Source organism: Pseudomonas sp. Wu6, from assembly GCF_019891515.1.
GTDB classification, from domain to species: domain Bacteria; phylum Pseudomonadota; class Gammaproteobacteria; order Pseudomonadales; family Pseudomonadaceae; genus Aquipseudomonas; species Aquipseudomonas orientalis_A.
This window is the reverse complement of sequence record NZ_JAFLXH010000024.1, coordinates 71,986-97,445: the sequence shown is the minus strand read 5'-3', so window position 1 is coordinate 97,445 and position 25,460 is coordinate 71,986. Positions and strand designations below refer to the sequence as shown.

General features: G+C 56.3%; 20 protein-coding genes and 2 pseudogenes. 2 read left to right on the top strand and 20 right to left on the bottom strand.

Annotated features, from left to right (window positions below; translation table 11 throughout):
* Nucleotides 1-246: 246 nt before the first annotated feature.
* The 18 genes and pseudogenes from J1G34_RS17540 to J1G34_RS17455 form a co-directional block, all read right to left on the bottom strand.
* Nucleotides 247-577, bottom strand: a pseudogene (locus J1G34_RS17540) (dioxygenase family protein); the annotation flags it as partial.
* A gap of 774 nt (nt 578-1,351) precedes the next feature.
* Complete coding sequence (locus tag J1G34_RS17535) at nt 1,352-1,816, bottom strand: toxin-activating lysine-acyltransferase (RefSeq protein WP_222994410.1); 465 nt, start codon at nt 1,814-1,816, stop codon at nt 1,352-1,354.
* The gene (locus J1G34_RS17530; protein WP_222994409.1) at nt 1,809-3,527 is read right to left on the bottom strand and encodes a hypothetical protein; all 1,719 of its coding nucleotides are present in this window, start codon (nt 3,525-3,527) and stop codon (nt 1,809-1,811) included. The genes J1G34_RS17535 and J1G34_RS17530 overlap by 8 nt, the downstream gene beginning before the upstream one ends.
* Nucleotides 3,524-4,672, bottom strand: coding sequence for an SbmA/BacA-like family transporter (locus tag J1G34_RS17525; protein WP_122461780.1), 1,149 nt, complete (start codon nt 4,670-4,672; stop codon nt 3,524-3,526). Before J1G34_RS17525 ends, J1G34_RS17530 begins: the two co-directional genes overlap by 4 nt.
* A gap of 57 nt (nt 4,673-4,729) precedes the next feature.
* A complete protein-coding gene (locus J1G34_RS17520; protein WP_065898006.1) occupies nt 4,730-6,646 on the bottom strand; it encodes a S9 family peptidase in 1,917 nt (638 codons plus the stop codon).
* Nucleotides 6,639-7,838: an ABC transporter permease gene (locus J1G34_RS17515; protein ID WP_065892712.1), complete on the bottom strand. Its 1,200-nt coding sequence runs from the start codon at nt 7,836-7,838 to the stop codon at nt 6,639-6,641. The genes J1G34_RS17520 and J1G34_RS17515 overlap by 8 nt, the downstream gene beginning before the upstream one ends.
* Nucleotides 7,835-8,980: an FtsX-like permease family protein gene (locus J1G34_RS17510; RefSeq protein WP_065892711.1), complete on the bottom strand. Its 1,146-nt coding sequence runs from the start codon at nt 8,978-8,980 to the stop codon at nt 7,835-7,837. The genes J1G34_RS17515 and J1G34_RS17510 overlap by 4 nt, the downstream gene beginning before the upstream one ends.
* Entirely contained in the window at nt 8,977-9,687 is a 711-nt protein-coding gene (locus J1G34_RS17505) for an ABC transporter ATP-binding protein (protein WP_065892710.1), read from the bottom strand. Before J1G34_RS17505 ends, J1G34_RS17510 begins: the two co-directional genes overlap by 4 nt.
* Nucleotides 9,688-9,698: 11 nt before the next feature.
* Nucleotides 9,699-10,700: an efflux RND transporter periplasmic adaptor subunit gene (locus J1G34_RS17500; RefSeq protein WP_065892709.1), complete on the bottom strand. Its 1,002-nt coding sequence runs from the start codon at nt 10,698-10,700 to the stop codon at nt 9,699-9,701.
* Nucleotides 10,697-13,267 carry a lantibiotic dehydratase gene (locus J1G34_RS17495; protein ID WP_158254523.1) on the bottom strand — a complete coding sequence of 857 codons (2,571 nt, stop codon included), beginning with the start codon at nt 13,265-13,267 and terminating at the stop codon, nt 10,697-10,699. The genes J1G34_RS17500 and J1G34_RS17495 overlap by 4 nt, the downstream gene beginning before the upstream one ends.
* Nucleotides 13,264-14,286: a zinc metalloprotease gene (locus J1G34_RS17490; RefSeq protein WP_158254522.1), complete on the bottom strand. Its 1,023-nt coding sequence runs from the start codon at nt 14,284-14,286 to the stop codon at nt 13,264-13,266. Before J1G34_RS17490 ends, J1G34_RS17495 begins: the two co-directional genes overlap by 4 nt.
* Nucleotides 14,280-16,673, bottom strand: coding sequence for a SagB family peptide dehydrogenase (locus tag J1G34_RS17485; protein WP_065898009.1), 2,394 nt, complete (start codon nt 16,671-16,673; stop codon nt 14,280-14,282). Before J1G34_RS17485 ends, J1G34_RS17490 begins: the two co-directional genes overlap by 7 nt.
* Nucleotides 16,674-16,684: 11 nt before the next feature.
* Nucleotides 16,685-17,314: a hypothetical protein gene (locus J1G34_RS17480; protein ID WP_065892705.1), complete on the bottom strand. Its 630-nt coding sequence runs from the start codon at nt 17,312-17,314 to the stop codon at nt 16,685-16,687.
* Between the two features lie 10 nt (nt 17,315-17,324).
* Entirely contained in the window at nt 17,325-18,671 is a 1,347-nt protein-coding gene (locus tag J1G34_RS17475) for a YcaO-like family protein (RefSeq protein ID WP_163001654.1), read from the bottom strand.
* Nucleotides 18,658-19,590 carry a lantibiotic dehydratase C-terminal domain-containing protein gene (locus J1G34_RS17470; RefSeq protein WP_065892703.1) on the bottom strand — a complete coding sequence of 311 codons (933 nt, stop codon included), beginning with the start codon at nt 19,588-19,590 and terminating at the stop codon, nt 18,658-18,660. The genes J1G34_RS17475 and J1G34_RS17470 overlap by 14 nt, the downstream gene beginning before the upstream one ends.
* Nucleotides 19,590-20,633 (bottom strand): ABC transporter permease, encoded by a 1,044-nt coding sequence (locus J1G34_RS17465; RefSeq protein ID WP_065892702.1) that lies wholly within the window; start codon nt 20,631-20,633, stop codon nt 19,590-19,592. Before J1G34_RS17465 ends, J1G34_RS17470 begins: the two co-directional genes overlap by 1 nt.
* Before the next feature lie 36 nt (nt 20,634-20,669).
* Nucleotides 20,670-21,656 (bottom strand): ABC transporter ATP-binding protein, encoded by a 987-nt coding sequence (locus tag J1G34_RS17460; RefSeq protein WP_065892701.1) that lies wholly within the window; start codon nt 21,654-21,656, stop codon nt 20,670-20,672.
* 2 nt (nt 21,657-21,658) lie between these two features.
* Nucleotides 21,659-21,898 carry a hypothetical protein gene (locus tag J1G34_RS17455; RefSeq protein ID WP_128876559.1) on the bottom strand — a complete coding sequence of 80 codons (240 nt, stop codon included), beginning with the start codon at nt 21,896-21,898 and terminating at the stop codon, nt 21,659-21,661.
* A gap of 201 nt (nt 21,899-22,099) precedes the next feature.
* On the opposite strand from J1G34_RS17455, the pseudogene J1G34_RS17450 reads away from it, so the two are divergent.
* Nucleotides 22,100-22,252 (top strand): annotated as a pseudogene (locus J1G34_RS17450) (IS3 family transposase); the annotation flags it as partial.
* A 378-nt stretch (nt 22,253-22,630) separates the two neighbouring features.
* Here J1G34_RS17450 and J1G34_RS17445 read toward each other — a convergent pair.
* Together J1G34_RS17445 and J1G34_RS17440 are read right to left on the bottom strand one after the other, a co-directional pair.
* On the bottom strand, nt 22,631-24,046 hold the full coding sequence (locus tag J1G34_RS17445) for a diaminobutyrate--2-oxoglutarate transaminase (RefSeq protein WP_083216557.1): 1,416 nt from the start codon (nt 24,044-24,046) through the stop codon (nt 22,631-22,633).
* A 166-nt stretch (nt 24,047-24,212) separates the two neighbouring features.
* On the bottom strand, nt 24,213-24,428 hold the full coding sequence (locus J1G34_RS17440) for an MbtH family protein (protein ID WP_065892700.1): 216 nt from the start codon (nt 24,426-24,428) through the stop codon (nt 24,213-24,215).
* 298 nt (nt 24,429-24,726) lie between these two features.
* Here J1G34_RS17440 and fhuF point away from each other — a divergent pair, with 298 nt between their 5' ends.
* Nucleotides 24,727-25,452, top strand: coding sequence for a siderophore-iron reductase FhuF (gene fhuF, locus J1G34_RS17435; RefSeq protein WP_065892699.1), 726 nt, complete (start codon nt 24,727-24,729; stop codon nt 25,450-25,452).
* The last annotated feature ends 8 nt before the right edge of the window (nt 25,453-25,460 follow it).

Sequence of the window (25,460 nt, the reverse complement as noted above, 5' to 3'; positions counted from 1 at the left end):
GGTTCATGTGGCTGGCAATTTTTTCTTATCAGCTAACACGTAGCAGGAAGTCTAAAGCCGTAGTTGAATATGCAGATCAATTCGGCTGAGTTTCTCCAAAAAGCCTCTGCGCCAAGCCTGGTCAGCATCCGCTGACCAGGCAATGCAACTAAAGTCTGCTTGCGCCCCCGTTGCGATCTATCGGTCGATAGACTGACCGACACACCGTAATCCCGAACACTCAGAGACTCACCTGCCCTACCGCGCTCAATTCTCGAGCGCACGAACGCGCTGCATGCGCTTCTGCTCTACCGGTGCAGCGGCCACCTGCAGCTCAAAGTCGAAATCAATCCGCGCAAAGCGCCCTTGCACGCCCAACTCCAGCGCCATCGGCGATCAGTTCATCGCGTGTGGCATACGCAAAATCGTCGTGCACGTACGGGTCATCCGACAGGTTGATCTGCGTGGTCAGGTGACGATAACCCGGGGCCGAGATGAAGAAGTGGATATGCGCCGGCCGCTGCCCGTGGCGCCCGAGTTGATCAAGCAACTGTTGGGTCGGCCCGGTCGGCGGGCAGCCATAACTCGACGGCACGATCAGATTTGCAGGACGCTTGCATGCGAAGCAGATCGGTGTGGCCAAGCTTCCATGTAGGTGTAATACATCATGTTTTGTCCAATGCCCGGTGAGCTTATCCCCGAAAGTGGGAATGCCACTCTCTGCTGAAATACCTGTCCCCGTGAAAAATACAATCTTTCGAGCCGCACGAAGAGCTTGTGTAGCCCTACTCATTTCGCCCATCTGATTAGCTTCTGTTTACCTAATCACGACTCATCGAGAATTCACGCTGATTCCCGATTTCGTTGCCGACAAATATAGGAATGGCAGATAGGACTCGGGAACCGTACTGCATCGCCATCACTGCCCTCCTGGCCCTTACGAGTATTTACCCGCCGACTAGTAAACGGTAGTCCAGCGCGCTCCCAGATTCGATCATCTGTGAGAAAACTGTTCGCGGTTTTGAAATGATCAAAGCGGCCTTCAAATATCGTAGTTTTTTGCGTCGTAAGTCGTGCTAGGCATCTGCAGTGCCATCACCTATGACTGAAATTTAACTTTTCTGAGGGCAAAAAAACCGCCCTAGTAGGGCGGTTTTTTCAGCATTGCGGTTAGTGGCCGCTATGCCAGCTCGCAAAGATCACCTGATCTGGATCTCTCTTCACAAAAGCTGACACGCATGGCAACTCTTTTTTGAGCAATCACTCAACAACTACAGGGAAGCCGCTCATTGGATAATCTAGTCAGCAGCTGGTGGCCAACCTCTATTTAATGCAGTGTGAATCACCCCAAGTTTCGTAGACACGTCCGGGCTTAATGAAGCACGTTTTCAATAATGGCCTTCACTGCGTTGTTTTCGTCTCGGCGCGTCCAGAAAATCTTATCAATCCCTTCAGCCTTCAATAATCGGTGGATTTCCGGTTCGGCATGCCCTGCCCTGCCCTCCAGAAAACAACAGTCAATAATCCACGTGCGGCGCCCCTCATCCCACTCAGCGTCGTGCAGCGAAAAATCAGGGGCTTTCAACAACCGTTGTTCGGTATCGGGAGCTAAATTGGCCCAGGTGATATAGCCAATCGGCCGATCAAAATCGTCAAAGAAAAACAGTATTTGCTGATGATTGATGGCCGGTACAATCCAGGCCCGGACATCCATCAACTTAAGCTCGCGTTTCATCTGGCTTTCCATCGCAACCCAGCAGGCAAACCCTATCAGTGCGGCCTTATCGACGTAGCTTTGCTTTCGACAAAGGGTAAAAACCTTAACTTTTTTACGCATTTAATAACGCCTCCACGTCGGCATAAAAAGCCACAGCGTCGTTGATCACATCCGCTGGCAGGTCCAGTTCATGCAGCCCATTGGCGTGCATCTGCATCCCGCTCTCGTTCTCGATGTAAAAGCGTCCATCCAGCGCATTAAATCGGATGATGGTTTTCCCACTGGCCCAAAACACAGTGGTGAAGTCGCGCTCATCGCAAAAGGCGAGCGTTGCTGCACTGACGGCCTGATTAAATAATCGTGGATAGGCATCAGGGTCTGCACGGTTAACCGCGGCTATTTTTTGCCGCAACGGCGCCAGCTCCAAAACAAAAGCACGCCGGTTCAAGCGCGTGATATTCATCGCCATATACGCAACAAAATGGTTATACCTGACCTCGAATGATTGCGCCTTGGAAAACAGCAGCTCAAAAAGACGATCGTAGCTCTCTACCATTTTTCTGACCAACGCAACATCGGAACACGCCCAACTGAAATCCTGAATGACATCCGTGCTCTTGTTCTTCAATAACTGAATATATAACCGAGCGGCCCAATACTCGTAACCCTGCCAGCCTGCGGTGGTGTGCAGAGAAATCACTTCAAAGGTATCGAACGCCAATACCGCGCTCAAACACGTCGAGAATTCCAAAAACAATCGATCAGCCACGACATCCTCAAGCAGCGACAAAGGGAAACCAGCGCTCACCGCCGTGTAGAGTGACAGCGTTACTTCATACTCGTTTGAAAAGCTCGCCAGCGCTGTGTCGACCATGGTTTGTGCGGCTTCAGGGCTGACAACCTTGTACTTCCCAAGGTAATAGCCCATCTCTTGAATACTGCCGAGGGCCGGCAGATATTCCGTCGTGAATTGACCGACCGTGAAGCCCTCCCACCACATACGCTCTGAAAACGCGGTAGCCCCTGCCAGGTCCATCCAGGCGCCCTCCAGCGTTACATTGGAGGCGCTGATACTTTGATGAAAAATTCGCTTTGCCCGAGCCACTGCAAATTGCCGGGCGTAGCGCTTCGCCAGCTCGTCCAGCCCTGTGCCCAGTCGCTCAGTAAGACTTTCAGACGGCTGAGTCAGACTCGATTGCGGTAAAAACGCGACTAACTTGTTCACCGCGGCCTTGACGCGTTTGGCGTCCTCGCTCAGTTCGTCGAATTTTTTTTCCTTGTAATAAATGGCTCTGATGAAGTGAGCCGGCCGCACGGCAGGCATCCTGACCAATAAGCCGCGTGGATGGCGTTCATCGGGCTCTTCAAACTCCACACGCAGATCGATGATTGCCACGGTTCTAACGGCGCCATAGGGAAGCGCAAGATGAATGATTTCTGCCCAAATCGACTCATACACCGCCGTATTCAGTGAAAGAAAGCCATTGGCATGCGAGTTGCCATAACCATCCGGTGGCCTGATCCCGACCAAAGGATTAGGCCCAATACCTTTTGAATGAAAGCGCCCATCGAAACCACACCGCCCGCCGCCGCCGTTATTCAACAAGCCATCACCGCCGTAGCGCTCGGCAAAAAAAACTTTCTTGTCGAGGGCGTAATCAGCGGCGTGAGGTGGCTCGCTGACGATATAGCTGTATTCAGAAAGCAACTCGGCATGGCTCAGGCCGCAGTCGATTTCACCATTACGATAAATGACCTCACCGCCATCGACCCTGGTCGTTTCGAAGGGCACAAACACCTCCGGCAGGTCCTTCAATTGCTTGGCTATCATGAATGGGCACCCTCCCTGATGGGCTCATTGATGGGAAGGACGCTTGAGCCGCCCATAAAACCTGGATAACACCCCGCCACTGAGGCCGATGTAAGGGCACCATCGAATGAAATCAGTCGATCGGTGGTGGCTTTCCAGTCGGCAAGCCGGTGATAGGCGTTAATCACCCAACTCAGGTTTTCGCAAAGGTTGCCGAAAGCCGAGTTGATCTGCATGACATCGCCGAACATGATGCTGCCGGAAAAAAAACGCGGCACAGCCAACAAACTGCTGAACAGTAGAGACAGCTGGCTGTAACTTTCGGTGAAAAGCGACAAACGCATTTTTACGCCAATGGTCAGGCGCATATTGGCCAGGCTGACTTCAAGCTTTTCGCTTAGATGATTTTTCTCGGCGTGTCGACGGGTGCCGGCCTCGGGAATAGACGACGCATTGCGAAAGCGGATTAGAAAATAACGAAGGTCCGCCTCGGAGCGCTGTTGGTTGCTACTGAGCGACACCAGTTTGAAGCCGATTTTCTGGCTGATGTAGGTACCCACCAGGGCATACAAAATAGCAGCCCAGAACATGTAGGCCGGGATAGTAATGCCCGCGAACGTTGCATCGCCCGAAATGCCGATCAGCACCACACTGAACGATATGACACTCGCCAGCGTGTAAATCAGGCCACAGGCAAGGTCGATGGTTTCAAAGGTGAATTTATTGATGTCTTCGGCGATTCGCTGATCAGGATTATCGACACAATGCTCCACGTGGTCAGGCCGACTCGAGGTGACGACCCATTCGCTAAGATAGTGGTTGGTCAACCAGCGGCGCCATTTAAGTGCAAAGACGTCGACCAGATACGTAATCACAACGGATCGTGCGACGGAAAACGAGATGATGGCCAGCGACACCAACACCAGGCGGTAGAATTGTGCCGCGTCATGGTCCTGAACAGCATTGTAAAAGTGCTTGTACCATTCGTTGATCGCCAACGCCGTCACAACGGCGAGCAGCGAGAGCACAACCAATGAAACTGAAGCGCACCAGGCAAAGACTTTCTCTTCGCTGTTCCAGTACAAAGACAGCACAGAGAGCGTGTTGCGCAGGAAATGCCTTTGATTAAAGGCCATCACATCCTTGTTAAAGATATTTTGATCCATCGGGGAATCTCGGTTAGTACTTCATCGTTATATTTTTATGGGTCTTGCAGCCGATCCCTATCGGCAATCGTCCTCCGCTTGCATGAGGTACTGAGCACTGCTATTGCTGCGTTCTTCGTCACTGATCGGCTCTGCGCGCCCACCGAGATACCGCGCCAGGAACGTTTCGGCGACGGCATTGAAGTAGAGCATGTTGCCCGGTCGTTGCAGGCCGTGGCCCTCGTCAGGAAAAAGCAGATAAGTCACGGGGATATCGTTGGCGCGCAAGGCCTCGCACAGTTGATCGCTTTCGTTTCGACGCACCCTCACATCATGGGCGCCATGCCCCACAAGCAGCGGTTTACTGAGTGTGTGCACATGATGAATCGGCGAGCGCTCTCGCAGCAGTGCAAGGCCTGCTGTGGTTTGCGGATCACCGATGGCTTGTATGAATGCGGACCGCAGACTCGCCCAGTAGACAGGGATCGAGTCGATGAAGGTTTCCAGATTGGTGGGCCCGCAGAGGTCGACGCCGCAGGCATAGCGATCAGCACTACGGGTCATGCCCGCTAAAACGGCATAGCCCCCATAACTGACGCCCATGATCGCCACGCGCATCGGGTCGGCAACGCCTTCGCATACCGCCCACTCAACTGCGTCGAGCAAGTCATCGTCCATCTTGCGCCCCCACTCGCCGTCACCGGCATTGATGAAGGTTTTGCCCAGCCCGGTGGAGCCACGGAAGTTCACACTCATCACGTTGTAGCCGCGATTGGCGAGCCATTGATGGTAGCTATTGAATCCGTACTCATCGCGAGCCCAAGGTCCACCGTGAACCAGCAGCACCATCGGGCCACGAGCGGTGGTTGCAGGTGGACGCGTGAGATACGCGATCAAGGCGCGACCGTCTCGTGCACGGAAGCTGACGCACTGCATGGGAACCAGTGTCGAGGTGTCGAAATACGCTTCGGCACTCATCACCGTCGTCAGCAATCGAGTATTGCGGTCATACAGTTGAATCGTCGGCGGTCGGCAATCGATGCAAGTGGAAATGATCCATAAGCGATCATCCCTACTGCGATTGATCAACTGCCAATCGGTGATGCCTGAGGCTGCCAGAAAGTCGATATCCACCTGTATATCGGCATTCAGTGCCGTGTAACGCCGACGCTCACGCGTAACGCCGTACAGGATGGGCTCCTGGGTCACCAGATCGAAGTGCAGGTCGCAAATGTCCGCTCCAGCGTCCTCTGCTATCACCTGCACGTGGCCCGACTCCAAGTCGACGCAGGTCAAGGCGGCGGTATCTCGCTGGCGGCTATCGAGCAGAAAAAGCCGTTTTCCGTCCTTGGCCAACATCAGTGCCCTGGATACGCGCACGTCCTCGATTGGAAAAATCAGCCACGGCGACCACCCTTGCGCGCCCTGATAACGAAGAATCTCAAGCTCGCCGGTATCGGCTAAGCGGGTCGCAAAACGAGGCTGATACAAACCATCGAGCACAAAGGAAATGAACCCTGGGTTTTCCAGCGCATGCACATACTGACCGCTCTGCAGGTCCAGGTTGTACAGATCGAAATGCTCAAGCGAACGCTTGTTGCACATGATCAGAATCTGGCCCGGACATTCACGACTTATGGCGACAATCGTCGAACGTACGCCAGCAAAAGGCGTCAAGTCACGGTCGATCCCAGTCTCGGTATTGACGCAATGGATGTGGTAATTCTCGTCACCTTCTGCGTCGTGCAGATACACAAGATGCTCTGGCAGATAAGTCCAGGCATACAGACCGACTCCGCGAGTGCCTGCATTCGTGACTGGCCGGGCGTCGTGCAACCTGTCGATGGGGGCGATCCATATACTCACCACGCCATGGTGCGGAGCCAGCCAAGCCAGGCGCAGGCCATTGGGTTCAATCTGCGGATGGGCATTGGCGGGGTTGCCAAAAATGCACGCCCGCGGGATCAAAGGTACGCAAGATAAGCGACTATTCATGCCGGGCCCTACGTTGCAAACGTGGAATCACCAAGGCGGCGGCAGCCATACCGAGTAGGACGCAATAGGCGAGTGAAGCACTTATGACCTCTCGATTGATAGAGATCGAAAAGGCAAGTTCCCTGGACTGGCTGTAAGTGGTAAACGTCATGCCGGAGAACAACAACAGGCAGATGAATAGCCCCAGCACACCACCGGCGAAGCCAAGCAACCCAATCAGCGCGAGGTGGGCGATCAGGCGTTCACGGCCGAAGCCGATCAACGCCAGCACACGCAAATCGTCAGCATTGTCCATCAATAAAGACTCGATCAACGCCGCCACGCCCGTGGCCGCCACAATGCCGACGAGTACCGCGAATGCGAGGCCAAAGTACATGACCAGATCAATCAAGTCCTGCGCCTGCCCAGCATAGTGCTCACGGCTGTCGCGTATGGTCAGCGTGTCTTTTTCCAGGTCTGCAAGCGTTGCGTTGTATCTGGCCGCCGACGCCGGCGGCCCGCCGAATGCGATGACACTGTAGACCGGGGCCAGGCCGTAATCAGTGCGCAGATGAACCAAGTCGCTCCAGAACTCCGACTCGCGAACGGAGCCTCCCGAAGTGAATACACCGACGATTTTCCACGGCTGTCCTTTCAACAGAATGCTGTGCCCGACAGCAAAATCCGGGTAGTGGTTACGTAGACTGGCCCCGACGATGACTTCATTTTTGTCGGGCTGGAACCTTCGACCTTCGATGATCCGCGCATAGTTCGCACCGCTGAGGGGATTGACCAGACTGAACGCCCCGTCAGTCACGCCGCGCACGATAAGCTCCTTATCGCGCCCGTCGGCCTTCTGGCGGGTAAGCATCGCCAACTCCGCGGAATAACCACGCACATGCGCAACGTCGGCGTCGTGTAATTGCTCCAGGTTAAGTGCCTGTGCTCGCGTGACCTGGCTCATCAATTCCGTATTGGCGTGCGCATTGATCATGAAATACCAGCCGGGTTGGCTACTGGCATCCAGCGTCGCACGCAACCCTTCACGTACGGCGAATGTCATGACCACGGCCGCCATGACCACCGTAAAGCTGAGCACTATTGCCGCTAGATACACCGGTTTGCGCAGCAACTGACGCAGGTAGATCACCACCAGCACCCAGGTTTTACTCAACGTCGAAGTCGCTGCGGCGGTTTGTCCAGCGCGAGTCATTGGGAAAAACCTCTGCGGATCAAGCGGCTGAGCGCCGGTGCGGTACAGACCACGGTCAACACACCACCCACGGCCAAGAGCCGCAGATAGTCCGCCGGATGAAGGCTGATCTCCCCCGGCACCGCCACGGGCAACCATACGATAAGGCGTTGGATAGCAATCCCCAGCAGAATGCTGACTAACACGCCACACACGATGTAACTGGTTAATTGAAAAAACGCGGTGACGATTACCCAGCGCCGAGAAAATCCGAGCCGGTAAAAAATCTGATAATCGGCCAGGGATTTTTGCGTGATCACGTAGAGATTGGCCGCCAGCAAAATAGCCAATAACAGGCAGATGCAGTAACTGACGAAAGCGATGGCGCGCCCGAAGTCGAACAGGCGCGCGGTGAACTGGCGCATGTGCACCTGCAGGGAAGCCGTTTGTGTCGTGCCGCGCATACTATCGTTGCTGAAGTGGACGTCGACCCGTTGAGACAGCGCCCCATCATCGGCCTCCTGACTCGGCTCGATCAGGAAGTAACTGGTCAAGCCCTTGCCTTCAAGGCGGCTGGAATCAAAAAAGTTGTAATGCAGATACAGTCCTGGACGGTTCTCAGGCGTGTTATCAATGACAATTCCCACGATGCGCAAATCCAGCAGGCCGCCATTATCTATAGCCCAGACGCTGGATTGCAGTGGCAGGCGATCGCCCACGGCAAGGTTGTACAACTGTGCAAAACGCTGGTCCACCAGCACGCCATCGCGCGTGCGTTGCCATTCGGCGAGCTGGTTGGGCGCCACCTGTAAGCTGGGATTCAAGGTAAGAAAACTGGCACTGTCCACCGCCAGGGCAGGCACCACCCAACTGGGATGACGGAAATAAGCACCGACCCAAGTGACGTGCGTAACCGCGGCCACCCCTTCGAGGTCGGCAATACGTCCCAAATACACATCGGGCAGCGGCATCTGCGGGCTGAGCCCGTTGACAACCAGCAACCTTCGGTCCGTCTGAGCCTGCTGCGGCGTGGAAAAGACGTTATCAAGCGCCGCTCCCAACTGCAGTAACAACATGCCAAACGCGATAAAGGCCACGACTAGGACAAAGCGCGCGCGATGTCCACGCAAGCCTCGCCAGATATAGGTCAGTCTGGCGCTCATCGCAGATTCGGCCTGTCATCAACCAGCACGCCATGTTGCAGCCTCAAATGTCGGTCGGCTAATGCCGCGACATTCGGATCATGGGTCACGACGACGACCGCCTTGCGATAGTGGTGACTCAATTGCTCAATGATCGCCATCACTTCCAGGCCAGTCTCTTTATTCAAGTCTCCGGTCGGCTCATCGCATAACAGCACGTCCGGATTGCCTGCAATTGCACGGGCAATCGAGATGCGCTGCTGCTCACCGCCAGACAGCTCACCCGGAAGGTGACGCCGCCGATGGGTCATGCCCACCACCTCTAATGCAGCATCGGCGCGCAGTGCCCGTTCCTTGCGAGACAGTTTCCACAAGTGCAGCGGCAGCATGACGTTTTCCTCCGCTGTCAGAGCCGGAATCAAGCAGTAGAACTGAAAAACAAAACCGATATGGGCAGCGCGTATCTGGGTGCGCAGTGACTCGCTTTTACCGTCCATGCGATGACCGGCAAGCTCCACCACACCTTCATTAGACGGGATCACCCCGGCGATGACGTCCAGCAACGTGGACTTGCCCGAACCGGAAGGCCCCATGATGCTGACCATCTCGCCACGTTGCACCTCAAGGTCCAGGCCCTGCAGTACGCGGATACGTTCGCGACCTTTGATATGCGCACGCGCCACACCGTTGAGGCGCAGCACGATTTCATCGTCTGAGGGCGTCTGCAAAAAAGCATTCCTTATAAGAAATCAACGTGTACTGACATGTTGTGTTTGTAGGCTTGCGGGGCTTGCTCCAGGGCAATTCGCACCAGTACGGCAGCCCGTTGCTCGTCAACCAGTGGCGATATATAGGCAACACTGCCGCCCACCGCGAGCTCAGGCAACGCATCGGGTTTGACTGAAACACGTTGCCGGCTTTCGAGTTTCCCCAGGGACTTTTCAGGTACCCAGACCTCGGCATAAAAGTGTCGAGTGTCGACTAATGTCGCAATGCCCGTTCTGGCGAAGCCGCCGGCAGCGGAAACCGGTGAAACCACCTCACCCACGGCAGCATCTAGGGAAACAATGATTCCATCGAATGGGGCACGGATGGTCGCGCGCTCCAAATCGATCTGGCGACCCTGGATATCAATCGCCGCAGACTCAGCCTGGAGCCCATAGCGCTGCACCTCCGCACGGCGCTCGGTGACTTCGGACTTGGCATCCTCGTAGTCCTGGGGTGGCACCACTTGTTCGTCCTTCAACAACTCAATACGCCGGAAACGCGCCTCTGCCAGAGGCAAGCGCTCACGCGCTTGATGCTCGTTGTTCTGCGCGACTTTCAGTTGAACTTGCGCAAACTTCAGTTGGCTGCTCAAGGACGCCGTATCCAAAGCGGCAATGGCATCGCCTTTTTTTACCCGGTCACCGCGTCGTACATAGGTTTTCTTCAAGGTTCCGGTCACCTCGGCGGAAACCGTCGCCAACTGATCGGCCTTGATAAAACCTGCAGCGGTGATTTGCGTGGCCGCACCGGGTACAGGGGCCGTTTCCACTGAGTCCGGTGTGCCGACCTCGCGTTTATCGGCCAAAGGCACAGGTTGAGGCTGCGCAGAAAATACACAGAAGGCGACCGCCGCTGCGCCCGGCAGCAATAGCCACAACCAGCGAGGCCGATGCCGCACCGCCGGCACCGACGCATCCGTAAAGGCGCCGACAGGACGGTTCAATAACTCCAAAGGATCGCGGCTGCTGCTCATTTGATCCATCCATTGGCCATATGCCCACCCACCAGCACCATTTCCGTATGCATCTCCGTAACGCAGGGTTTATCGTCAATCTTCAGCCAGCTGTCTTGTGGCGCCGGAAGCGCCTCGCGAAGTACCAGCCAATCAGTGTCCCGCGCCAAACCGAGCAAGTAGTCCATGCACGCGATATTGCTCAGGCGGCACCAGAACGGCTTGCGGGTTTTGGCGGCGGCGAAAGATTTCCAACCAAAAAAATCGTCGAATTGACCGTTCACAAACACGTCTTCAGGGATGCCATGTTCGGCACACAGCCGTAACAGCGCAGCGACCTGTGCCGAGCTGCTGAGGCCCTCCAGGCACTCAAGCAGCATGCGCGAGCGCAACCACCAGGTTTCCCGCAACAGCACACAGCCGTCGTCTTCCAGACGTGGCTGGTGGCGAAAGTCAGCGTCGAGGTGGCCTGCGCTCACCATTTCAGCGCCTGGGCGCCCGATCTGGACGGGCTCGACCAGCAGCGTGAGCAGATACTTGATCCCCCAGGCCGGCAGCGGCGAAGCGCCGCCCAAGTACTGCAACGCTAGCGGCTGATGATCCGGGCCGATCAGCTCAAGCAGGCCGGTGTCGGCGTTGTGGATCAATTGCATATCCCGCAACAGCAAGTCACTGTCCTGCATAGGTTGCTCATCCAGGCATAACTGCCGCTCGCACAACCGCGGCTGTGCTTGCAGATTGCTTGACTCACCACTGACCGTGACGGTCGCTGGAGCAATCGGGCGATGAACGTCCACAATCCAATCGCGCAACTGAGTTTCGTAGGGATCCTGCTGCGTGCCATTGTTAATGGCCCCACGCGCAAGTTGCCAGGCGGCTCGGTGGTACGCGCCATTTATCACCACCAGCGGTTTGCCGTTAAGGGCCTCGTCCAGGTCAGGCGTTACCAGCTGGAAATACACCGTCAAGGGCAGGCGCAATGCTGCTGGCGCGACGCGGCCAAGAGCCGGGCGTGGAACGTTGCCATTGAGAATGTTTTGTCCCAACGCCAAGTAGGCCGGCCACACGTCACGCAAGAAACCCTCGACGTCCGTGCAGCAGCCTCCTTCTGCGAATCGCTCAATGAAGCATTCACGCAGCCATAGATATTCGGCCGAAATAGTCGCGTACCGACCCACCACATCAGCAACACGACGCAACGTCTGCTCGGCAAACCGCGTCCCGAAACTCAGGGTCAGGCCACTATTGCGCACATCTTCATAGACACTGCTGGCCAGCCGTGGAGGGTGGCGATTGCCAAGTCGAGTATGCAGCTCGGCGATGCCCTCCTCAATCTCATTGAGCAATGCAGGACGCAAGGATGTGGGCGTGTCGGCAAAGGTGCGGGCACGGTTATCGAGTTGGCGCAGCTGGCCTGCCAGCTCGGTCATCTGCGGGTGCTCTTGCATGGCATCGGCCAACAATAAAGCGGGTGCATCATCCTGTGCCTGCCATTGCGGGAGCAGGCGCAGGATGTCTTTGCGTAACAGCTGTTTAAGCAGGCGTTCAGCTTTCTGCGGTTCCCGCTCAATCTGGCGCAGACGCCGCAAAAAATCTTCCCGACCAAAACACGCGGGCAATCCTTGCAACAGCGCGCACAGCGAAGGGGCCAGCCTGGCATTGAGCAAACTTTCCTCACTCCACAGCGTGCCGCGCCGCACTTGATAATCGCGCCCATGGGCACGAAGCGATCGCAAAAAAGCGTTTTCGTCCTGCAAAAAACGCAGGCTTGGATTCAGACAAAATTCAACTTTGTTGCTGTCAGCCAGCGAACTCTCGGCCAACTGCTCGCGCAATGCGACGACCACGCTTCGGCTTAAGCGCGACGTTGCCTGCAACCTTTGGCCATGAGCGTGGAGGTGGCCCAGTTCGCAGGTCGGGTCCAGGTTTGCTTGGCAGGTGGAGGCAAAACTACTGAAGGGACTGACCTTCATTCCCGCACGCAGCATGAACGCCATCACGGTGCGCTCCAATTGCTTGCGTCGTTTGCGCGGATGCGCCTGCAGGGGCAGCTGTAATTGGGCCAGCAGCCGCGGCGCGGCCAGTCCTAATGCACGATTGAAAGCCGGCTGCGCCAGTGCGTCCTGCAAGATTGCTCGAGTGGTTTCCTGTTGCGCAGCGCAGCTCGACTCCAGACGCGCCTGCAGTTCGGCACGCGTCCTGAATACCTGCTGATACGTTTGGCAGAGTGCGAGAACATTGGGCAATTGCTGTTCGAGCCATGCCAATAGCTCGGCGCTCGCCAGCAGTTCAACGCCGTTGAAGACCTGCCGTTTTGCCCGCAATAACCCTGCGCGATAGGCCGTTGCCGAGGGCTGCGCGACAGCATCGAATAATGCACTGACCAGGTTAAGGGCCAGCACGTGCAATTGCTCCACGACAGAGCGCAGCCGCGCGGCAATCTCACTGACTTCCCGCCCAGGCAACTCAACGCCGTGAGTGGCAGGCAAACCTGCGATGCGTACCAGTACGAACGGCATGATCCGCAGCTCGGTGGTTGCATCTTGGACGCCCTTGGAAGGCAGCGCACACGTCTCGTAAGTGCTCATTGAATGGCCCAGCCGGCGACTTGGATGATGACGAAAGCCGTGACGATGATGTAGAGCGCCGCATAGGCTGCAAAGGCGTTGCGACGAACATTCATGACCGACATAGACGCCCTCCCCCATCGCGGCTGATAAGTCTGTCGGATGTCGCCGAAATACACGTCAAAGGCCGTGCGCCCATCAGAGATTCGAAATGGGGTGAGATTGAAGTACAGGCCGAGCAACACCAGTTGCAACAGCGCCTGTACAACCGCAGTAGCACTGCCTGGTGGCATGAGCATCAACTCGGCGGCAAGCACGCCGGCCAGCAGCAGATCCAGGACGGGGCCCGCAATGGCGACGTGCAGACGTATCGCGTCACCAGGGAACAGATGAATCGCCGACGTATTGATAAAGGGCGACGGCAGCAGGAAACCTCTGAGCATCAGCCCGGCGCCCGACACGGGGCAACCATGCATGCGGCAAGCCACGGCATGCGCCAATTCATGCAGGATCAGCCACGCCAGCACTCCCACGCCAAGGGCTGCCCAATGGACGGGCGTTGAAAGAGCCCATTCGCGCCAGTGGGGTTGGTGTTGCAGGGCCAACAGAATGATTACCACACTCCCGATCACCGCGCCGCGCAACAACCAACGACGCAAGCGCGCAGGAAGGGTGAGCAAGCGCCCTGCCAGAACTTCGGCCAACGGGTCCGGATTAGGCATCGACCAACGGCCCATGGAGCGCACCTGATCCTCGTCAAGCAACCCGGCGGTGCGCAATTTACCGATAAACGTCTGCAAGGCTCGCTGATGATGCGCCGCAGGATGGTTGGGATAGGCCAGGCCCAAAATGGCGATCAACTCGCTTTCACTCGCGCCGCGCTTGATCGCCAACGCCAGCGTGCAGGAAAGACCTGCCAGCTTTAATGGTCGGCTATGCATGTCACCGACAAGGATCAGCGTGTCGATATCCGGCTGTACATCGATAACCCGCGAATTAAATGAGCAGGCGGGGGATGCTTCGCTTGCGTACGTCAACACGCGCCGTCCTCGATCGGATGGCCCAATACCAATGAGAACAACGGTGTTTCGCAGTAGCCGTCGGTACCCGCCAGACGCATGAAGCCAGCCTCAATAATTCCACCCACCGTGCAACCCACCAACCCCATGGCGAGGGCCTCCAGCCAAGTGGCGACCGCAGCGCCGCCCGCTTGCTGCAACAGCAGTGAGTAGACCGGTCGCCCCATCTGACTGAAGCTTTGCTCCAGATCCGCCATGAAAACCAACGCTGCGCCCGCTTTTTGAAAGCCCTGCTGATTGAAGCATTCAGCGAACATCGCCGGGGTCAGCGGGCTTGCGCGCTGCACCCATTGCTCAGGAGCAGGTTTGCGGCAATCGTAGATGCCCGGCGTCATGGACCCATCAGGGCGCATCAGCAGCAGCCAGGGCCAGACGTCCAGTCTCGGGCCTCCCCGTTCTTGGTGAGCAACCAAGGCCCGATGAGCACTGACAACCAGCCTGACCAGGCACGAGGTACTGATCGGCTGTTCGGCGTAACGATAGGTTGCACGACGGCCCAGCAGCAAAGAGGCAACATCCAACGTGTTGTCGCGACCCTCTGGGCTTGGAGGCACCCAGCCTGGAAGGGATTGTCCAACGTGACACGCACGAGTATGGCCGGCGCCGATCAACAGCTCCTGCGCGGTACTGCTGCTCGAACTCAAGAGCTGATTGGCAGGGGCCGACATCGGCCCGCCAAGATGCAGAACGCTGCTGGCGATCTGGGCATGTTCCTGCGTGTTGAGGTTCAGCAACTCAGCACAGCGTTCGGCTTGCAGCAAGGCGGGCTGCACGACCCTCAACCCGAAGACAGAAGCCACCAGAGTGGCGTATTGGCAGGCAATACCGGCATCCCAATGCACAAGGTTAAAGCCGAAATCCTGGTACTTGTTGCGTACGCGGCCCAAGTGGCTCGAGGCGACTAGCGAAACAGGGCACGGTGCGTGCTCTGTCCCGTATAGCAACTGGCGCAAGGCAACAAGACTGGCGACCTTCACAGGGATCAAAGAGTCAGTCTCACCGTCGTAAAGATAAAGACCGGATGCCAGCTGCGCCAAATGATTGACCAACACATAAAAACTGCATGAGCGCAGGCTTCCCCCCGAGGGCGCGATGCGCCGTCGGCTGCCGTCTTCCAACGTTTGCTCGCCGACTGCATACAGCAGAATCGCCGCCAGCTGCGCCAATGACGGTTCGTCGCACGCTGCTTGCACACTCGATCCTCCAGCGTGTGAAGGAAGTTCGGCCGCCGCCGGCAACGTCAGGGTTCCCAGCGCATAGCTGCGGGTGACGGGAGCACCATAAAGCTTTAGATTGGCCATCTTGAAATGGCCTTCGAACAGGCGCGGAGCTAGCCACTCCTTGGGAGGCATGCGCACACTGACGTGATGCACCCAAGCGGCAAACGCCGGATCATCGGGAGCCAGGCAGGCGGCTGTCGCAAGCCCTCCAAAAAGGCTGCCGGGGATTCGCGCGATGGGTTTGTTGACGGGATAGGCACCGCGACTATCAACAGGATGCACGCGAACTTTGTTCAGATAGGTTTCGGTCAACAACCCCAATGCAATCTGCAGCCACTCATGGGCAATGTAAGCACACTGGAACTCCGCTTCCAGCGGGTCGGCCAAGGGCGCCGGTGCGCTGAGTTGCAACCTGGCGCAGCGATGACTTGCGGACAGCCCAGGCAACACCAAGGGCCCCAGATGCATGCAATCGCTGCCAAGCGTACCGATGAAATAAGGTCTTTTCGAGGCATGCAACGCATCGGCGACCTTGAGCAGTTCTTCATCCTCAACGCCACCCGAGAGTACGAGCAGGGCATGAGTATGCTCAGAACCTGCCACCTCAGCAGCGCTGTGTACTACGCGAAGCGTTCCCAGCGTGCCGCCTCCAAGGCTGGCGCATAACGCGGCGCGTACAGGCTGAGGACACGCCACCAGTAATCGGACGGCATCGGCTTGGGCTATGGCTGCGTCACGGTTTGCATGATATCCGGAGGAACCACAGAAGCGCGCGGCATAGCAGCCCACAGGCTCATCGTTGCCGCTTTGCGCGTCGCCGTCCTCTAGCAAACCATAGCGAAACAACAGGGATACCAGCCCTGTGACACCGCCACTGAAGTGCGACGCCAGGTCTTGTGAAATTTCGTCGAGACTGTGGCGGCCGTCCAGCAGAGCAAGCAACTCACTGAGTTTCTTCAGCCCCTGTGGGCAACGCAGGGTTTGTGGTTTCTGAGTGCCATAAAAAGTCACCGCATCGGGCCCAGCCGGCACCACGACTAACTCACGCAATAGCTTTGGGCGTGCAGGCAGTCGCTCCAATAATTCATCTTGCCCGCCGAACTGCTGCCCTGAAAGGTTCGCGCTCATACTCCATTCGCTCATATCTGCCGCGCGACCTCGATGTCACGTTCCAATTGCGCAGTCCAGCGCTCTGCCACACTGACCAGCGTGTTGCCACGACAAGTACAGCCATGCAACGCCGTTATGCGGGTGTGCACCGACCAGCTGCCATTAAGGCTGATAACCGTCAGTCGCCCTCTATGCTCGGGGGCCGCGCCTGCATGTTGCAGCAGTTTCACGGCAGCCATTTGCACCTGGCTGGGTAAGTAACCGGGTATTTGCGCGGTGCCTGTGTGTTCCATGTAAAGCTGGCGATTGCTCTCGAGCCTGGCGTTCTGTGGGGTATCGAACATACTCAGACTGCGGGCCATCGCGCAGCGCAAGCATGGCCCATCAGGAGGCGCCACCAGTGGTCCGATCAGTAGATTTTGATCCGATAGCATCACGACCGAATGCGTCAGTTTCCGCTCCCAAAGCACCTGTGCGAGGCGGCGTGTTCGACTGGGATGCAGACTGCCCAATGCCAAGGCGACGAATGTGTCTTTCCTCTCATCTTCCCAGCGGTGGGAAAGCGCATCGTCGATACTCAGCGAACGACCGCTGACGCAACGCTCTAACAATGCCTGGGCAACGGCAAGACCAAACCCGCCTTGATGGATGACTAACATGGCAGGTTCCTCAGGCAAACGGTTGTGGGTAGGGGTTGATCTCGACTGCGCGTCCCGATTGTTCGGCTTGCCTGGCCTGAGCCTGCAAAATCCGAGGGTGACCCAGATACCTTGCCCGGTAAGTAGCGGACATTGGCATCAGCGCAGGGATTACAGCGCGAATTACCCTTAGCCCTGCGTCGCGCAATTCATCGGTAGTCAGGTCAACCAACACCACTTCCATGCCCGCTGCATCCAAGCGCTCCAACAGGTAGCGCAATTGTTCGCGCGGCGTGACAACGTTCGGCTGACTCATCCGGGAGATCGGCATCACCACGTTAGAGCCCGTCAGAAAATCAAAGGCTGGGCGCTGCTCCGCGCGCCCCATGTAAATTGCGCCATGTTCCAGTTCAACAAAGTCACGCATGTCATCGGGTATGGGTAACGACAGTGCTAATATCGAGCGCCCCATGGCACTTTCGCGGATCAACTTTGCGCAACCATCCCACCGATTAAAGCCGGTGGTGCAATTGATAAATTGCGCCGCTTGCGGATCGCCTTCCTTAAGCTGCAAGCCATACACCGTAGGAATACCCAGCTCTGAAGTGGCATCGAAGAACATCTGCTCAAGACCGCTTTCGCGCAGTCGATAGAACTTTTCCGCATGCTCTGCCGGGGCCGGTTCGTCCAGCCAGATACGGGGCAACGTAGGCCGAAGCAACCACGTCAAGGCGATGGCGTCACGCTCGATGACTTCGCAGATAGCCGCCACCGCCGCTTGGGCAAAGTCAGTATGCGCAGCGACACCGGTTGAGATGGGTAACCAAAAGTGCTCACTTGGCCAAGGGCGTATAAACAAGTGCGTCATGATCAGCGGCACCAGCTTACGCCGGTTTTCCAACGGCGAATAACCGTAGACCCAACGCACAGGAGCGTGCGGGTCAATTCGCTTCAAAGGGCTGAGCGGGTCCGCGTACTCGGCAGCAGAGCCACACGCAATGCTCTCGTAACTCAAGCCTTGTGACCCCACCTCTGCAAAGCTTGCCGTGACAATGTCGTCTTTGTTGAAGACGCTCATCGAATAACGTTCTGCTGCTTCGGCGACAGCACGAACCATTGCAAGCTCCGGACGTTCGTCGGCCCCGCACCCGGCCATTTCTACTCGGCCAGAGCGATTGCCGTGGTAGTCCGAAACATGGGGAAAAGCCAGATTCAGATTACCCAAATGCGCAATAAACGAATGAAAACGAGGTACGTGCATTTCTTGAGAAGAATGTGTCTGCACCGACCTGACCACTCCTCCCGCTGGGGCCAATAGCGACAGAAAAGGGTACTTGTCCACCAGGTCTTTGCTAACCGCAAAATTATGCGGATGCATGGTGCAATCCACGCTCGTAAGTCTTGGCCAGCAAAATCGCCAGATAAGATTCATCCAACGTGGTGAACCCCAAACGGTTATTCATTAAATGAGCGAAATAAAAGGCCAGCGTATCGGCGAGCATCGGGGTATAGAGCGGACACTCTTTTTTGTAGCGCTCCCTCGCATTGCGCATAGCTTTATGCCAACGCGTAATCAGTGTTGCCATAGAAGGATGTTGGGATTGCGTTGGCGGGACAATTGCCTCGTTTGCATCCAACATTGCATTTGCCTTATCGATAAAAGCCGACTTGTAATTACCGATGTCCGGATTGCCGGAAAGCCAGAAGGTTGAATAACGCTCTAAAAACTCGGCACAGGCATCCTCAGACAAAAACATCTGCAGTGTCTCTACAAAAAAAGGCAGGACAGAGTCTTTGCGGCTCAGTTCAGCCTGAGACTCGCGCAGCAATACTTCACGGGCAATATCGCTGGATAGGCAGAAAACTTCTTCGGCAATAGGCATGCCGTGTTCGCCGCCAAAAACATCCAACTCCGCAATATATCGATCGCGGCAGCAATAGATCGAAGAATCTTCTCCGGACGATAAAACGGAATAACCATCGAAAGACACCAGTGGCACATACGTCGAGGGGACGCGCTGGGAAAGCAACGAAAGTCCATCATGCAACTGATGATAAAACTCTCGCTCTTGTGCACTGCCCTCACCGCCGTGGAGGTGCACACGCAAACGCAAATGCAGGCCTCCTTCATCGAAGTAGCGTAAATAAAACCAGTTGCCACTTTCTACAAGAGTCAGCGCACTCGCCAGACAGTCCGTTATAACAAAATCGAGCGCATCATGGTTCCCTCCAACGTAAATCTTGTAATAGTGCCATTCCAATGGCTTGAGTGCACCCGACAACTGAACTGCTTCCATCACTTCACCTTGGGACTGAAACGGAAAAACTTAACGCCAATAAATGCCGAAACCATCAGGTAGGCAATCAATCCGAGAATACTGGTTGAAAGCGAATAGACGCCTTCCAGCCCGGACATCACTTGCCGCAATGCGTCCGAGAGTAGCCCCACCGGTGTCGTCGGAATCAACCAACTCCACTGCCCCTGACTAATATCGTTGAACAACTGGCCAAAACTCATGCAATAGAAATTCAATAATAATAAAAAACCATTCGCAAGGTTTAATGAACTGAAGATGCCGGCAATTGCATAACCGTAAGTGACGAGCGTTGCGCTACCCAGCAGCAATACGAAGCCAAAGGCTACCGGCTGTTCGATGCGCACTCGAAAAAACAAACACCCGACGATTACCAATAACATAACTTGTAGAATGGCGATGACCAGGCGCACGCTGAGTTGAGAGATCAATAACGCCAGTCGCGGCATAGGCACTACCGCAAAGTGCCGATAAATGCCTTTTTCCCGTGCCGCAATGATGGGTGCCGCTGTACCGAACAAAGAAACTTGAAGCAGGGATAACGCCACAGTGGCGGGGAACAGGAACTTGAAATAATCAAATCCGTTTTCGGCAACCAGTCGAGGTTGCAGAGAGGTAGTGGCGGCCGCGGGCGCAGCAAGCAGCTTGTCAATCAGCGGCGCTAGACTTTGCCCCTGCCGCGTACTGTAGAGCGCCAGTGGCGGATTGGGTTGACCGCTTGGAGCGATGACCAGAGTGGCTTGCTGTTGCTGGATGACAAGGTCAGGATCAGCGCTCGCAACTCGCCTTACCGAAAACAACGGCTGCTCAGTCAATGCACTGAACGCCCGATTGGCGGCGCCTTCATTGCCAACGACGAGCACTTTGATACTACTGGCGCTGTCAGGTGTTCCCGAACTGTTGCCCAGGGTAATAATAAAAAACATAGGCAGGGCAAAAGAAAAAACCAGGGGCAGCAGGTCGCGCGAATACTCTTTGAAGGCAGACAGGGACAATCGGGCGTAAACGGTTAAAACAGACTTCATGGCATCATCCTTAATACCTCGATACTCGTGCTGGATTCAGTCGCGCAGGGCTTTTCCTGTCAGTTGAATGAACACATCTTCGAGGGTGCTCTTCGCAATCTGAAGCTGGATGATTATTCCAGGGTGGCTTTTTTCAAGATTCGCAACGTGCAATAAATCGCTACTGACATTACGTGTTTTCAGGCGTACGGAACAATGATACGGGTCTTCAGCGATAGTACGAATTTCAACCTGCGGAATGGCACATAACAATGCATCAGTCAGACCGGCAGGCGTAATAAAGTTAATGCAGTGGTCAGGGCAGTACTTGGCGATCAACGCTTGGGGGCGATCATCTTCAAGGATGAGCCCCTTATCAAGAATAATCACACGATTGCATAGCGCTTCCACTTCTTCCATCTGGTGAGTCGCAATAAGCACGGCACGCTGGGCTTGGCGTTCCTGCTCTAAAATAATATCCCAGATAAAGCGGCGACCTTGAGGATCGATATCGCCGGTCGGCTCATCAAGAAACATGACATCAGGCTCACCAATCAGCGACAGCGCCAACGCTAAACGCCGCTTCTGCCCACCTGATAACCGACCAAAACGAACCTTACTTTGCTCTGTCAATCCTACCTGCTGTATAAGTTGCTTTGCAGATCGAGCATTCTTATAGACCACTTGATACATGTCGACTATCTCAGCGACATTCAAATTGGCAGGCAGCGTAAACGATTGGGGCGCCACACCAATTCGCTGCTTAACCTGCGTAGACAATCCCTTTCGGATATCCACGCCTAACAACGTGATATGACCAAACGCAAACGGCAACAAGCCAAGTATGGTTTCTATCAAGGTCGTTTTGCCCGCCCCATTGGGACCGACCAGACCCACAATATCTCCGGGATGTAAGGAGAAATTGATATCCTTGAGCACTTCTACCTTGGCATAAGACTGACTAAGCCCGGACACCGTCAGGTATCCAGATTGAGTTGTTTTCAGCCAAGGTATCAGAGGCTTAAGCAACGCCTCGTGAAGCATAGTTAACTGCCAGTACTGATAATGCAGGACAAGGTACCTGCAGTAGAAGCTGACGAAACACAGCCACCCGCACAACCACCGGTAGTGCTGGCGCTACCAATACTGGAAGCACAGTCACTGGCAAAATGCAGCGAATCCGACAACTCTTCGACAAACAGCTCGATTTCGTCATAGCTGTTAGCGGGGCTTAATTGGAGGTCGAAACGGTGCGAAGGAGCAATCAGTTGCTGAAGTGAACTCATGGTAAAAATCCTTATTTACAATCGCATATTGATATCACGATGGGCAAGTTAGGGTTTTTTAGCACCACAAGCAATAGGCGCTAACAACAAACCGAGCAAATGATAAGGATTCTCATCGAGAGACCCGCAGAATTCGGAAAAACATACATTAACCAATGCCGACAGGAGGCAGTGTGTCGGCGCTGATTGAAAACGTAGCGGTTCAATCCTCGCAACCGGCAGTCAACGAGCATCAAGCAGTACATTCAGGCCTTGTATTCATACATTCGCTGGTACAAGGAAAAACGTATAAAGATTTCGCTCGGCGCGCTCAGTCCCATTGAGTATCGTGAAAATCTGCGCTTAGCGGCATAACCAGTCCATGTTTCCGCATCCCCCATGCCTATGGCATAAGAATGAGTCTGCACATACAGTTCTAATATTCGTGATTCTGCCTAGGCGGAGTTCCATCAGTCATCGGATCGACCTCCCCTTCTCGGCAGTCCACAAACGATACTACGCTGACATTTAAAAAGGTTATGCGGAACACAGTCACTACAGGAAATTCTTTGCATTGTTCTATGTCGTTGAGGATTTCTTGGGTTCCGACCGCTTTTTTGAAGTGTGGAAGTCAAGAAACCACCCGAAAAACTGGACACCGATTTACGTTATTGGGAAGAGCTATACATGGGGCATTGATTCGTCAGGGGAGGACTTTAAAAGCGAATGGGTTAACCATGCGGCCTACCTGCATCAGCTCGCGGAGACGACCCCCACGTTCTGCGCCGCCTGGTAGAGAATCTGCCCAACCAGATCGACCTCCGCTTCGCTGATGATCAGCGGCGGCAGGAAGCGAACGGTTGCGCCGTGCCGGCCGCCCAGCTCGACGATCAGGCCACGCTCCAGGCAAGCACGTTGTAGCTTGCGCGCCCGCTCGCCATCGGTAGCGGGTTGGCCCAGGGCATCCTGGCTGGCAGGATCGATGATTTCCATGCCCAGCATCAGACCACGGCCGCGCACGTCGCCGATCCAATCGAACTCGGCCTGCAGCCCGTGCAGCAGCGTCTGCAAGCGTGCTCCGACGTTGCGCACATGGCTGCAGAGGCCTTCGCGCTGAATGAAGCGCAAGGTGGCATCGCCGGCGGCCATGGCCAGTTGATTACCTCGGAAAGTGCCGGCATGGGCCCCGGGTTGCCATTGATCCAGCTCGCCCCGGTAGACCACCACCGACAGCGGCAGACCACCGCCGATGGCCTTCGACAGTGTCACCACATCAGGGGTGATGGCGCTGCGCTCAAAGGCAAACAGATCGCCGGTGCGCCCGATACCGCATTGGATCTCGTCGAGGATCAGGGGAATATCGTGCTCACGCGTGATCGCCCGCAGCCCCTGCAGCCAGCGATCAGGGGCGCAAATCACCCCGCCCTCGCCCTGCACCGTTTCCAGGATCATGGCCGCCGGCTGGGTCACGCCGCTTTCCGGGTCGGCGAGCAGGTGGCGGATGTAATGCAGGCTGGCGTCGATCGCCTGCTCGCCGCGCAGGCCGAACGGGCAACGGTAGTCATGTGGATACGGCAAGAATTGCACCCCCGCCAGCAACCCACCCAGGGCATTCTTCGGCCCCAGGTTGCCGCTCACAGACAGCGTGCCGAGGGTCATGCCGTGATAGGCGCCATGGAACGCCAGGATGCTCTGCCGCCCGGTTGCCGTGCGCGACAGCTTGAGCGCCGCCTCCACTGCGTCCGCTCCCGTGGGGCCACAGAACTGGATGCGCGCATCCCGGGCGAAGTCGCCAGGCAGCAGATCGAAGACTGTCTCTACGAAGGCATCCTTGATCGGCGTAGTCAGATCGAGGGCATGCAGCGGTATGCCCGAGGCCAGGGTCTTCTGGATCGCTTCCATGATCACCGGGTGATTGTGCCCCAGCGCCAGGGTACCGGCACCGGCCAGGCAATCGATGTACACCTGCCCCCGCGAATCCTCAACATACACGCCCTGCGCCCGCTTGAGCTCCAGCGGTATGCGCCGTGGGTAGCTGCGCGCATTCGACTCGCGCTGCATTTGCCTCTGCAATGCCGGCGTGCTGTCCAGGCAGTAGCGCTGGCTTAGCCCGCTGTGCCGGTGCTGGAGTTCGAGCGTGGTGTTGGTGATCGGGGTGATTGCATTCATCAGTGCATCCTCGTGTCGCGCGGATAGCGCGTTATCTGACGACGCTGCCGGAACGTGCCTCATGCAGCGAACGACCAGCCAACTCAGGCGGCTCCAGGTTGCTGCTATCGGCTACCGGGCAACGTCACCTGCAAGGCCATGACCCGCTCAATGGATGCGCAAGGCATCAGCCGCGATCCTGGGGCTGCATGGCTTGACGCAAGCTCAAAGGCCGCATGTCAGTCCAGGCCGACTCGATATAGGCCAGGCACTCCTCCTTGCTGCCCTGCTTGCCGGCCGCGCGCCAGCCTTGCGGTATTGCCTTGTAATCCGGCCAGAGGGAATACTGCTCCTCGTCGTTGACTACAACCAAAAATCGCGTGTCAGGACTGTCCAGACTCATGTTCCACTCCGTTTCCACTGAAGGTGCGAGTGCTCGTAGGCTTTGCATACGAGCGGCCGTAGGATAATACAGTTAATAACAATTATCATTAGGTATTGGCGTGACGCGTTTACACGCCCTGCTGTCACAGGCCCCCGCTGTCAGAGACAGAGTTCGCCTGCATGCCCTCGGTATGTTTATACTGATCACCACCAGTGATAACGAGTCTCAACAGCAAGCGACTGACTATGCCTCGACCCACAGCCTCCCTGAACACGTATTGCGCAATGCCGCCTGACGGTGACACTGGGCCGCGAGGATGATCGCCAGCCTCGCCCCGCTGTTCAGCGGCCCGCTGGCGGACTATGGGGAAAACCTGCAACTGGCCGGTGATCAACAGCCGGCAATTGCCGGCTCGCAGCTGTTTCAGCCGGACTATTTCGCTGAGTTCATTGGTGAACTGGCAGCCCGCCATGGCAGCGACGATTTCATGGCGCTGACCTCTATCTGGTCGAAATGGTATTTCTGCTTCATAGCACCCGCCGTGGCGGCCAGCTTGCTCTTGCAGCGCGAGTTGCCTATCGCCCTGAGCGATGTCGGCGTCACCCTCTCGGCAGCGGGAAAGCCGCTTGGCCTGCACCTGCCCCATGAAGGCAGCGTTCTGCCACCCTGCACGCCCTTCGCGCGCTTCGACGCCTTGATCGAGCGGCATCTGAAACCGGTGATCGAGGTAATGGCCAGCGTCTCGAAAGCCTCGCCACGACTGTTCTGGAGCAACGCCGGCAACCTCTTCGAATTCGCCACTACCCAAGTCGAACTGCATCGATTGGCAACGTCCGATTGCGCAGCCCCGGCCAGAACCGTGCTGGAAAGCCGCCTGCGCCCCGACGGCCGGCGCAACCCGCTGTTCGCCCCGGTGTACTACAAGGACGTCGGCGCTGACGAGCCGCAGCGGTTACGCCGTATTTGCTGCATTCGCTACCGCCTGCCCGGCATCGGCTATTGCAGCAGTTGCCCACTCGACCGCGACAAAACACCCGAGTAAGCCGCTCC